At 45.0% G+C, this 12398-nt stretch carries 9 protein-coding genes; 2 read left to right on the top strand and 7 right to left on the bottom strand.

Translation table 11 applies throughout. From position 1 onward, the window contains the following. Positions 1–23 precede the first annotated feature (23 nt). Positions 24–2135: an ATP-dependent zinc metalloprotease FtsH gene (gene ftsH / locus FO440_RS05365; RefSeq protein WP_144247186.1), complete on the top strand. Its 2112-nt coding sequence runs from the start codon at positions 24–26 to the stop codon at positions 2133–2135. A 120-nt stretch (positions 2136–2255) separates the two neighbouring features. Then, positions 2256–2894, top strand: a complete 639-nt coding sequence (locus FO440_RS05360; protein WP_144247185.1) for a LutC/YkgG family protein — start codon at positions 2256–2258, stop codon at positions 2892–2894. Positions 2895–2989: 95 nt separating this feature from the next. On the opposite strand, the gene FO440_RS05355 is transcribed toward FO440_RS05360, so the two are convergent. From FO440_RS05355 to FO440_RS05325, 7 genes are all read right to left on the bottom strand, one after another. Next, positions 2990–3793: an AraC family transcriptional regulator gene (locus FO440_RS05355; protein ID WP_144247184.1), complete on the bottom strand. Its 804-nt coding sequence runs from the start codon at positions 3791–3793 to the stop codon at positions 2990–2992. A gap of 17 nt (positions 3794–3810) precedes the next feature. Then, positions 3811–4689 (bottom strand): oxidoreductase, encoded by an 879-nt coding sequence (locus FO440_RS05350; protein WP_144247183.1) that lies wholly within the window; start codon positions 4687–4689, stop codon positions 3811–3813. A gap of 146 nt (positions 4690–4835) precedes the next feature. Further along, positions 4836–6119, bottom strand: coding sequence for a spondin domain-containing protein (locus tag FO440_RS05345; protein WP_246104176.1), 1284 nt, complete (start codon positions 6117–6119; stop codon positions 4836–4838). Between the two features lie 167 nt (positions 6120–6286). After that, complete coding sequence (pafA, locus tag FO440_RS05340; RefSeq protein ID WP_144247181.1) at positions 6287–7981, bottom strand: alkaline phosphatase PafA; 1695 nt, start codon at positions 7979–7981, stop codon at positions 6287–6289. Between the two features lie 80 nt (positions 7982–8061). Continuing rightward, on the bottom strand, positions 8062–9171 hold the full coding sequence (locus tag FO440_RS05335; protein ID WP_144247180.1) for an acyl-CoA dehydrogenase family protein: 1110 nt from the start codon (positions 9169–9171) through the stop codon (positions 8062–8064). A gap of 2 nt (positions 9172–9173) precedes the next feature. Next, entirely contained in the window at positions 9174–9800 is a 627-nt protein-coding gene (gene pnuC, locus FO440_RS05330) for a nicotinamide riboside transporter PnuC (RefSeq protein WP_144248207.1), read from the bottom strand. An 89-nt stretch (positions 9801–9889) separates the two neighbouring features. Beyond that, positions 9890–12280: a TonB-dependent receptor gene (locus FO440_RS05325; RefSeq protein ID WP_246104175.1), complete on the bottom strand. Its 2391-nt coding sequence runs from the start codon at positions 12278–12280 to the stop codon at positions 9890–9892. Positions 12281–12398: the final 118 nt, after the last annotated feature.

Raw genomic sequence — 12398 nt, 5'->3', positions numbered from 1 at the left:
TTATAAGTGAGATTTAAATAAAAATGGAAGATAAAAAATTGCAGAAGCCAAAGCCAATACGCAAAATACCTAATAAACGCATAGCCCCTAAACCTCCTAAATTTAACTTTATGTGGTTATACGCCGTTGCGATAGCTACTTTTTTAGGCGTAGCCTATTTTTCTGGCGGTAGTGGCGGCACACTGATTGATTTTAAGCGTTTTGAAACAGAAATGCTTAAGCCGGGCGACGTGGATTATGTTGAGGCCTACAAAAGCGGCGACTATGTGGTTGCCGAAGTTCACATTAAAAAAGACAGTTTAAGGAAACCGCAATACGCAGAAGTAAATAAAACACAGCATTCATTTGGTGTAACAACTAACGACCCGCAGTTTACTTTTACCGATGCTTCGTACGAGAGCTTAAAGCAATCAATAGACGCTGCGCAAAAAGATGTGCCTGATGCAAAAAAGGCCAGCATCAAATATGTACCGCATGACAGCCTGCTGTCAAACGGATTGGTGCAAAGCGTGATCATGATCGTATTATTTGCAGCTGTACTGATGTTTATTATGCGCCGCATGAGCGGTGGCGGCGGTGGCGGCCCGGGTGGCCAGATCTTTAACATCGGCAAATCAAAGGCTACTTTGTTCGATAAGGAAGCACAGGTATCTGTAACCTTTAATGACGTTGCCGGCCTTGAAGAAGCAAAACAGGAGGTAATGGAAATTGTTGATTTCCTTAAAAACCCTAAAAAATATACTAACCTGGGTGGTAAAATACCTAAGGGCGCTTTATTAGTAGGTTCGCCGGGTACCGGTAAAACCTTATTGGCCAAAGCCGTTGCCGGCGAGGCGCAGGTGCCTTTTTTCTCCCTGTCAGGATCTGACTTTGTGGAGATGTTTGTAGGTGTGGGCGCTTCACGTGTACGTGACTTGTTCCGCCAGGCAAAAGACAAAGCGCCATGTATCATATTTATTGACGAGATCGATGCCATTGGCCGTGCCCGTGGTAAAAATAATATTGTTGGCGGTAATGATGAGCGCGAAAACACGCTGAACCAGTTATTGGTTGAGATGGATGGTTTCGGTACCGACTCTGGTATCATTATCCTTGCCGCTACCAACCGCCCTGACGTACTGGACTCGGCTTTATTACGCCCCGGACGTTTTGACAGGCAGGTATCTATCGACAAACCCGACCTGATTGGCCGTGAGCAGATCTTCAAGGTTCACCTTAAACCGGTTAAACTGGCTGATGGTGTTGACGCTAAAAAATTATCGGCACAAACTCCGGGTTTTGCCGGTGCAGAAATAGCCAACGTTTGTAACGAGGCCGCTCTAATAGCTGCCCGCCGTAACAAAGAAGCTGTTGACATGCAGGATTTCCAGGATGCTATTGACCGTGTAATTGGCGGTTTAGAGAAAAAGAATAAAATCATATCACCGGAAGAAAAACGCATTGTTGCGTATCACGAAGCAGGCCACGCCATTGCGGGCTGGTTCCTGGAACATGCTGATCCTTTGGTTAAGGTATCTATCGTTCCGCGTGGTGTTGCCGCGTTGGGTTACGCGCAATACCTGCCTAAAGAGCAGTTCTTATATACCATCGAGCAGTTAGAAGATGGTATGTGTATGACCATGGGTGGCCGCGTTGCAGAGGATATCACTTTTGGTAAGATCTCTACCGGCGCACAAAATGATTTGGAGCGTATCACTAAACTATCATACGCCATGGTTACCATTTATGGTATGAATGATAAAGTTGGTAACGTATCCTTCAACGATACGCAAGGCGAATACCAGTTTAACAAACCATATTCTGAAAAAACATCAGAGCTGATAGATAACGAAGTGCGTAACCAGATAAACCAGGTTTATGCCCGTACCAAACAACTGTTGTTAGATAAACGCGAAGGCCTGATCAAACTGGCAGACAAGTTGCTGGAAAAAGAGATCCTGTTCCAATCAGATCTGGAAGAGATCCTGGGTAAACGTCCGTTTGAACACCGCACCACTTACGATGAATTTGTAAACGGTATTGATGACTCAAACCAAGAACCTGCGGCGCAAGGAATAGCACATGAAGGGGTGGTTGATCATTCAGGTACTTTTGAAAGAAACCCAGAAGAAACCGAAGCCCAGTCTGGCGAATAATATTTAGTATTACTATTAAGTCCGAAGCCTTAAATCAATTGATTTAAGGCTTCGGACTTTTTTATTTATTATTGTTGAAAATAGTTGACTTAAGACTTCCGACTCAAGACTTAGGACTGAATGAAAGATAACACTACATCAAAAGAAAAGCTGCTTAAAAAGATACGACAGGCATTGCTTGAGAAAAGGGATAACCCATACCCTAATCTGGAGAACCTGCCGCTATACCCTCCGGTGATTGAACATCTCGACCTGACATTTGCCGAGGAGTTTATGACCGTACAGGGGCAATTTGCCTTTTGCGAAGATGAAGTACAATTTATCGAAACCTTATTAGAATTAGCCGAACAGCGCGACTGGCATAAGATCTATTGCTGGGAACCTGCGCTGCAGGAGATCTTGGCCCGTTACGAATACCCTTACTTTGAAACCGACAAAGATTTTGAACAAGCCGAGGTTGGCTTCACCTTATGCGAAGCTTTGATTGCACGCAATGGCAGCATTATGCTGTCAAACGCCGGAGCTGCGGGCCGCAGGTTAAGTATTTATCCTGGCGTACATATTGTGCTGGCCTATACCTCGCAATTGGTTGCTGATCTGAAAGACGGCTTTGCGCTGATCAAGAAAAAGTATGGCGCAAATATCCCATCCATGATCACCAATATTACAGGCCCAAGCCGCACTGCTGATATTGAAAAAACGCTGGTATTAGGCGCGCACGGACCTAAAGAGTTGTTTGTGTTTTTGTTGGAGGGGTAAATAACTTGTCATGCTGAGGGACGAAGCATCTGCAAACCATGCAATCGCCGCTTGGCAGATCCTTCGCTATGCTCAGGATGACAACTTGGAAATCATTACACCTGAGATGGCGAAACCCCGTAAGCTTTCTTGAAAGCGAACGAGAAATGCGAAAAATCTTTAAAGCCAACTTCCATATAAACATCTGAAGACCGCCAGCCTTTTTCTTTGATGAGAAAATGCGCGTCAGTCAGCCGTTTTTGCTGTAGCCAGCGATTGGGCGAAGTGTGAAAGATCCGCTCAAAATCACGTTTAAAGGTTGCCAGGCTCCTACCCGTCAGGTAGGCAAACCGGCTGATGCTTACGTTGTATTTGTAGTTCTCGTTCATATAAGCCTCCAGGTCTATCTTGCCCGGTTCGGCAAAATCAAACAGTACATTTTTAAGCTCGGGATTGGTTTGAAGTAATAACATGATCACTTCTTTGATCTTTAATTCGGTAAGCGCCTTGTCTATATCAGAAGTAGCATTGAGGTACGGCTTTAACGAGGCAACATAATTTTTTAACAGATCATTAGGCTCAAGCAATAAAATACCATCGCCGGTATAAGGCGCGTCGGCATGCAGGTTAAGCTCTTCGCTCATGGCCCACAGTGTTTCTCTATCTAAACGGGTGGATAAAGAAATAAACTCGCCACCCGGCGGGGGCTGCTTTATAAATTTGCAAAGCTGGTTCTTTTTAAAAAACCTGAAATCGCCCGCCTTAAAGTGATACGTCTTATCGCCAACATACATAACCTGGTTGCCGGACAAGATATACCCAAACACATGTTCGGGTATAAATTGCTCGCCTTCCCTGCTTACGTGGGCGTAGCAGGAGTAAAGGATCCGTTGCGATCTGATATCTTGTTTATCGGCCATTGATAAAGCTAATTTACTTATCTTTTTAAATAGGTCTTACCAAAATCGCTGTTCAGAAAGTTCTCAGATTCATCATGATCTGTAGATAAGCTAACCGGCAGCCATTTTTCCAATTCGGCTTGCCTTGCTTCGTCGGCATGCTTTAATAGGTTAATGGCCTCGCTGCCCAATACCAAATGTACCGGTGGCTCAGGGTTTTCAGCCAGGTCTACCATAGCTTTAGCTGCTTTCTCCGGATCACCTACCGGGACAAACTTTCCGCTTTTAAAGAAATCAGTCCGCATGCCTACGGTATCTTCATACCCTTCGATAGTGGGTGCGTAGGTCATGGAAGCACCGGCCCAATCGGTACGGAAACCACCCGGCTCAACGCAGGTTACATAAATACCCAGCGGGGCTACTTCTTTAGCCAAAGCTTCGCTAAATCCGCCTAAACCAAATTTGGCTGCCTGGTACATGGTCAACCCCGCATTACCTACACGGCCGCCTATCGAACTGATCTGCAAAATGCGGCCCGAGCGTTGTTTGCGCATGTATGGCAATACGGCGCGTGTTATTTCAATAGGGGCGTACAAATTGGTTTCCAACTGGCTGCGTACCTGTTCTTCGCTGTAAGCCTCGGCTGCGCCGATGATACCAAAGCCGGCATTATTTACCAAAACGTCTATTCGTCCGAAGTGGGCAACCGTATCGGCTACTGCTTTGCGGACCTCATTATAATCGGTAACATCTAATTGAACCGGGAATATTTGTAGTGGATATTTCTCAACCAGGTCGGCCAGTGCATCTGTATTGCGGGCAGTAGCGGCTACTTTATCGCCTGATGCTAAAACCGCTTCTGTAAGGCTGCGCCCTAATCCGCGGGAGCTGCCTGTTATAAACCATACTTTTGTCATTGTCTTTTTATTTTTTTGTTAAGACAAAGGTATGGCAAGGCAGCAGGCGGCGTTGTGTTGTAAAGCTCAATCTGTTTTGTTGAGCGGCTCAATTCAAAAAATAAATGGGCGGCATAATGCCGCCCATTTATTTTACTTTACAGCTTCTACTTCAATGTTACTTTTATAATATTTGGCAACGTAGTGAACGGGTTGGGGTTTGGCACAAGCGCTATCGGTTGACTTGTTTTTAACGGGGTTCCGGCCAGGTTAAACTGGGTAATACCTGCACCAGGGAACTGATTAATAGCAGTACCATCATCATATAATTTAACAGTTGCAGAGATATCGCCTTTTGTCGCGGCATCAACGCCATTATCCGCAGATGCAAAGAACCAGTCGTTTGAGAATCCGTACATCGTAGCAACCGCTATCCTGTCGCCTTTGGCTACTGTTAATTGTTGCGAAACAATACCACCAGTCTGCGCCCCGATTTTTGGCAATAAAACTTTGGTAGTCGGCGCCGGCAAAACATAAACTGCTTTAATACCCGGTTTGCCTTTTAAATACGCGGCCAGGGTATCGGCATTCCCTTGCTGTGCCAATGGTTTCAGACCCTGCCCACGGTCAAGCTCGCCATTCTTAAAAATAGGGTTGTCTATGCCATTATAAACAACTACCAATACCGGTGAAAGCGGTGTGAAGATCCCTGTAATTGATTTCACATAAGAACTTAATGTACTGTTATCCCCCATTTCGGCAATCTTGGTCAAGCCATTTGCGGTAGACTGGCCGTTGGTATAAAGTGGTGCCGCATTTTGGAGTGTGCCGCCTACAATATAAGAAATGGCCCATACGCCGGGGCTTAACGGGGTTTCATTTGCCGTACCGCCCGAAATATTTGTAAGCGTAAGTGTAAACACAGAGTTGCCGTTATACTTTAAAGTAGCTTTTACCAATTTAGATGCGGGCAGGTAAGCGTTACCCTGCGCGTCGGTGCCAACAACTTCGGTAATGTTTTTGTTATCCGCTATGCCGGGGTGGTTAACTGTAGCACCGGGTTTTTGATTGATCCGGGTGCCGTTATCCCATAGCTTAACCTGTGAAGATACGTCGCCTTCAATAGGGTTACCACTGGCATCATAAACCTGTATTCCCGGATTGGCCGGTGCAAAGAACAGATCATTTGACCAGCCGTACATGGTAGCGAATGTTATTGCCTCACCTTTTGCAGCAGAAAACTGGATAGTTGTGGTCTGTCCCGGCAGGATCAATGCAGGAGTGCCTGTACCCTGGAAGGTGCCCGATTCAACCAACGGTTGTGATTGCAAAACATTTTCGACGGTTATTGTTGCCTGCTCAGGTAACGTAGTAGGCGGATTATTGCTTTTTTTACAAGCCGCTAAAAGAAGTGGTAATAAAGCTACTGCCGACCACTTATTGATTTTCATAATTGATTTCATAAATGTTGTTTTCCCGGTTAGTCGGCGTACAATAAAATACCTTACAAGAAAAAAGAACATTTATGATGATCCGTAAATGCCAGAATAGCCTTAAAACAAATTGGTCCGGATTTATAAATCCGGACCAACGCCAAAATATGATGAGTAGAAAATAATTATTTCAACACTTCGCTCACAGCATGGCCTATCGAGCCATTTGGTGCCTGGATATGCAACAGGGACGAAATAGTAGGCGCTATGTCTGTCATATGGGTTTCTTTGGTGGTAGTACCATGATTAATACCCCATCCCATAAATACCAACGGAATATGCGCGTCGTATGGGTTCCAGGTGCCGTGGGTGGTACCTGTCGGGCCCTTATCATTAGTGCCGTGGCCGGTAAACCATCCCGGTTTTAAAATGATCTGGATAACGCCACTATGCTCGATGTTGTAGCCATTAATGATCCGGGTACGCAATTCTTCAGGAATATTGGTAGTTTGGATCTTCTGCATATCAACCGCGTAAGCAACATATGGCAGCTTTTGTAAAAAAGCTATACAGTCTTTCTTTACCTCGTCTTCATTCAGCCTTAAATAATTGATGATAGAATAGTTTAAGTTAACCTGGTAATTATTGAAGCTCAATACCAGTCCATCAATTTTGTATTTGTCTAATAAATAAGCGTTGATATCCTTTAACGATACCGCGTCATCCCATACGCCTGCCGGGATGTTTTGATCCTTCAAAAATCCGGGGTTATGCGCTGCGCCATGGTCAGCAGTTAAAAATACGGTATATTTGTCTTTTCCTATTTTGGCATCAAGAAAGGTCAGGAATGATCCCAGGTCGCGGTCTAAACGCAAATAAGTGTCTTCAATCTCAACCGCGTTGATACCAAACTGGTGGCCAACATAATCGGTAGATGATAAGCTTACAGCCAAAAAGTCTGTCGCGTCACGCGTACCCAACTGTTCAAAGTTAATGGCCGATATAGCCAGGTCAAGCGTAAATGTATTGCCATAAGGCACACTGCGGATAAGGCCCAAGTTACCCTTATACATAGCCGACGTTTTAACCGGGAACGTAGGCGAATCGGCACCTTTAAATGCGCCTTCATAACTGTTGTTATCCGCGGTACTTTGAGTGTAAGTGTCTATAGGATAAAGCGTATTCCAATCAAGCTTTAAATAAGTTTCCGGCAGTTTTTGGTCGTTAAAATCTTTTACCCATTGCGGAAGTTCCTTCATGTAGTAAGTACTGGAGATCCAGTTACCGCTTTTATCGTCAAACCAATAAGCCGCATTAGCCGTGTGCCCGGCAGGTAAAATGCCGCCACGGTCTTTTAACGCGATGCCTATCACTTTTGATTTAAAGTTGGTAGCCAGCCTTAATTCGTCGGTAACTGTTGTGGTCAGCAAATTACGCGGCGACATTTGGCCTGTTTTAGACGCTGGGGCACCTACCGTTTGCACCGTAGTATCATCTGTACAATACATGGACTTACCGGTAGCCTGTATAATAAAATCATTACCGGCAATACCATGCAGGGCGGGAACCGACCCTGTATAAATTGCGGTATGGCCTGCAGCTGTTACGGTAGGGATATAATCGATATTGGTATTCTCGCAGCTAAAGCCTTCATTAAGCAGGCGTTTAAAGCCGGTATTGCCGTAGCGCGAATAAAACCGGTAAAGATAATCCCAACGCATTTGATCAACTACAATGCCTATAACCAGTTTAGGGCGGGGCAGGTCTGTAGAAGGGGCAATATCTGCTGTTACCGGCTTTTTCTTTTTAGTTTTAGTCTGCGCGTTAGCATCAACAAAAAGGCATACGCCCACCAATAACAACAGGTATTTAATTTTCATACAGCTTAAAATATTAAAAAGCCAAATATCCAAATACAATCACAACCGTATATAAAGTTAATATTAAATAATATTAACCGCTATATGGCAAAAGTTAACAAAGTGTGCTGACTGGCAGTATGCAGATTACGCCAGGCGCGGTTAATTTCGGTAGATGTGCTCGCAGCGGTTAACCCGCATAAAGGGTAGAGCTGGTCAACTATCTCTCGTGCGGTAATGGCCAGTTTGCGGCTTGTGGCACTTACCTTGCTTAATTGGGCATCAGGCACCATGTTTTCATTTGCTATTGATTCCCATGAATTATCTACCGCGTCAAAAAAAGCAGACCGTAGTTGGTTCATTTCTTTATTAGCCAATGCCAGGGTTTCAATAAGATATGTTTTTTGCTGATCGGTAAGCCGCGGGTGGTTCATGCGTTCTTTAAAAACGTCGCCGCAAAGGTCAATAAAATGAATGGCTATGCCCGATATATTAACAGCCAGCGTAGCTTCTGCCAACTGCAAAAAAGGATAGCGATATAAAGGTTCGTCCACAACTACCGCCTCCGGTTCAATTTTAAACTGCCGGTTATGCGGAACGGCCAGGTCTTTCACCTCAAATGCATCGCTGCCCGTGGCTATCATACCGATATATTTCCAGGCGGGCAGTATCTGCACATCTTTTTTATCAAAAATAAACGGCAGCACCAGTTGTTTACCATTGGCGTTGAGCACCGGCTCACCATTTTTCTTTATCGCGCAATTGGCCGTGATCTGTGTAGCATGGTGCGCCCCGCTGGCGTATTTCCAGCTGCCATTAATGATATAACCTGCTTCTGTCAGTTCGGCCGTTCCGCATACCGCGCCGCTGCCTGCCAGGCAAACCTGGCTATTATTAAAAACCGGTCCGGCAATTTCCGGATCAATAAATCCGCCAAACCAGCCCGCGCCGCTGCAAAGGGTTACCACCCATCCGGTGCTGCCGTCTGTCCAGCTGATCGCTTCCTGTAACCGCACCAGTTCTGAGAGTGATATTTGCAGGCCTGTATAAATCTTAGGAACTAAAAGTTTGAACCATTGCTGCCTGTAAATTATTTCCAGTTGCCGAGGATGCAGTATGCCCAATTGTTCGGCTTCGGCTGCTGAATTTCTAATGGTATTGATATCATCCCCGCTAATAAAAGCCGAGGGATGTGGTACTGTATTTTCCATGTTTAATTGGTTAAGGCGGCGCCTGCCATTTTATCTTGTTTCCATATAGTGCGCCAGTCAAAAAAGCCAAATATGGCTACGATAAACAAAAACAAGGTAAGCGCTGCAAATAAGATCAGGTGCTTGTAACAAAGCAGCGGTATGGCAAACAGGTTTGAGATGTTCAGCAGGATCCAGTTCTCCATCTTACGCCGGGCCAACAGCCACATGCCGGCCCATGCTGTCGACGATACCCAGGCATCCCAAACAGGCACATTTGACGTAGTGAACTTTTTTAGCAGTACATAAAAGACGGCCCAGCCAACAAATACAATCAGCAGGGTAATTACCCACTCTTTGTTTGTAGCCCAGGTAATTTTTACCGGCGGCGCGTTCCGCCGTTTTATCCAGTGCACCCAGCCGTACACACTCATCACAATATAATAAATACTCAAGGCCGATTCGGCATAAAGCCCGGCTATCATTAAAATATAAATGCTGACAATGGTGCCAGCTATACCTGTTGGATATAAGGCTATGTTGTTTACTTTAGCCAGCAACACTTCGGCTACGCCTAATATTACGGCAACCCATTCCCAAAAGCCGGTTTGTTCAACCTGCGAAATAAACAGCTGCAGACATTGATGCATGTTTATCATTTTGGCTATGATTTAATAAGTGGAATTAAAAAAGCGATACCGACGGGATACCAATCCTGTAGGTATCGCTTGTTCATTATTTAGAATTTAAGATTTAACGATGCCAGGAAATTGATAGGGGCCTGCACAAACCAGTAATTGTAGTTGGCAACTTTGCCGCCTTCAACATCGGGGTATGTCGCACCGTCTGATTGGTATTTGGCGCTGAACACGTTATTAATTAACAATCCTATACCAATATTTTTAACGCCTTTAATGCTGAAATTATAGTTCAGCCGCACATCGTTTACAAAATATTTAGGCAAAGCCCTATCCTTTGATGATGTATTATCTAAATATTGCTGGCTCACATATTTACTAATAAAAGCAATCTCGGCATTCTTTATCGGCTGATAACTAATGGTGCTTGCCCCCGTAAAGTTGGGCGAGTAAGCGATATCTGTTTTTTGATACGGAAAGTTTACCGGGTTATAGTTCTCATCAAACAATACCTGGTTAAAGTTTTTAACCTTATTGGTGCTTATGGTAGCATTAATCAGCCAGTATAATTGTTGTGTAATGTTCACCCGTGCGTTACCTTCAACACCCGCACGATAGCTGTCTTTTATATTGGTACGGATAGCTTCGCCCACATCGTCCAGTGCGCCTGTTAACACCAGTTGGTTTTTGTAAAGCATGTAAAAACCGTTAATGCCCGCGCTGAAATTTGATTGACTGGTACGATAGCCCAGTTCCAAATCTTTCAGGTTCTCGGCTTTTGGCCTGCTTGATGGCGATGAGTTTACAAAATCGCTGCGGTTGGGTTCATGGTTACCTATGGCTATTGAAGCGTAAACATTACTGTTATCGGTAACCTGGTAGGTGATACCGGCTTTGGGGTTAAAAAAATTAAGGCCTACCTGTTGCTGCACATTGCGCAGGGCCTCATCATAACCCAAAAATGAATAGCCGATGTGGCGGTATTGCACATCGCCGTATAACAATACGTCGCCTAAACGGTATTCGGCACGGCTAAATAGGTTAAAGTCGGTTTTTTTGGCGCTGTTACGCGAGTATTCGTAATCGGGCGGGATATCGGTGCTTTGCTGTGTCCACTCGATATTATTATAATGACGCCCTTTGTACTCATTATATGCACCGCCAACGGTCAGGTCAAGTTTATTGTCAGGCTTATAATTAAAGTTATAGGTAGCGCCATAAAAATCGTTATTCAGCCATAAGCGGCGCACCAGGTCTGTCGAGCTGATCACAGTACCGCCAACGGTTACGGGGGTAATTTGATAATCGCTCAGGGCATCATTATTTCTATACTCTTCATAATAACCGTAGCCATGGGTATAGTGCAACGCCCCGCTAAATGACAATTGCGGGCTGATCTGCTTATTATACAACAACTGGTAATAGTTTTGATTATAGTTATCGGTCTGATTTTTATAGTTCTGTCCGGTCGACTCGATATATCCCAGCTCGTTATATTTACGGTTACCAAACTTCACGCTATCCTCGGGCACGCCATCCCATGCCTGGTGGGTTTGTTCATAGCCACCAAACACGTTTAACCGCAATACGCTGTTTTTACCATAGTATGCCCCGCTTAAAAAGTAAGATCTTAAGGTTGATGCCGAGCGATCAATATAACCATCTGATGTCATGTTTGATAAGCGCCCGTCAAAGCTGAAATGGCCGTCCAATAAACCCGTACCCAGGTTAATGGTGTTTTTTACGGTTCCGTACGAACCAGCCGAGCCATTATATTCGGTATAAGCGCTATCACGCCGGGTAGTAGTTTGGATATTGATACTTGCGCCGAAAGCTCCCGCGCCATTGGTTGATGTGCCTACACCGCGCTGTACCTGGATATTATCCACAGATGAAGCCAGGTCCGGCAGGTCGACAAAATAAACGCCTTGATCCTCGGCATCATTCATCGGGATGCCATTCAGGGTAACATTAATGCGGGTAGGGTCCGATCCGCGGATGCGGATACTGGTATAACCCACGCCGGCACCCGCGTTTGAGGTTACCACAGTTGATGGTGTTTGTTCCAGCAGGTACTCAAAGCCGCGGCCCGAGTTATTTTTGTCGATATCTTTTTTTGTAAGATTCGTAAATGCCGTGGGCGAGTTGGCCGATGCGCGGGTAGCGCTTACGGTAACTTCTTCGGTTACATTTGTGCTACGGATAAGCGCAAAATCAAGCCGGGCGTTTGACGATACCGTTATTTCTTTCTGCCCGGTTTTATAGCCCAGATAACTTACGGCTACGGTATAATTGCCGCTTTTTATGTTTTTAAAAGTGTATTTGCCGGCAGCATTACTCATGGTGCTGATGGCTAAATTTTGAATGGTGACGGTAGCGCCGGGCAGTATTTCGCCGGTTTGCTGGTCAGTAATTTTCCCGGATACCAGGAATTGGGCCGATGCCAGGACAGGCAACAGCAGGGCAAATAATGCCGTGAATAAATTTTTCAATTATGTGTTAATAAAAAACGTTAAACCATCTGCACGCCAGGGTTGAACATGCAGTACACTTAACTTATTACCTCTCCCTACGCCGGCATTACCCGGATCAGGTGCGCCCCCCGGCCCT

Origin of the sequence: Mucilaginibacter corticis, from assembly GCF_007558865.1 — a bacterium.
Lineage (GTDB): Bacteria > Bacteroidota > Bacteroidia > Sphingobacteriales > Sphingobacteriaceae > Mucilaginibacter > Mucilaginibacter corticis.
Note: the sequence above shows the minus strand (reverse complement) of the source record. Positions and strands in the feature narration are given on the sequence as shown.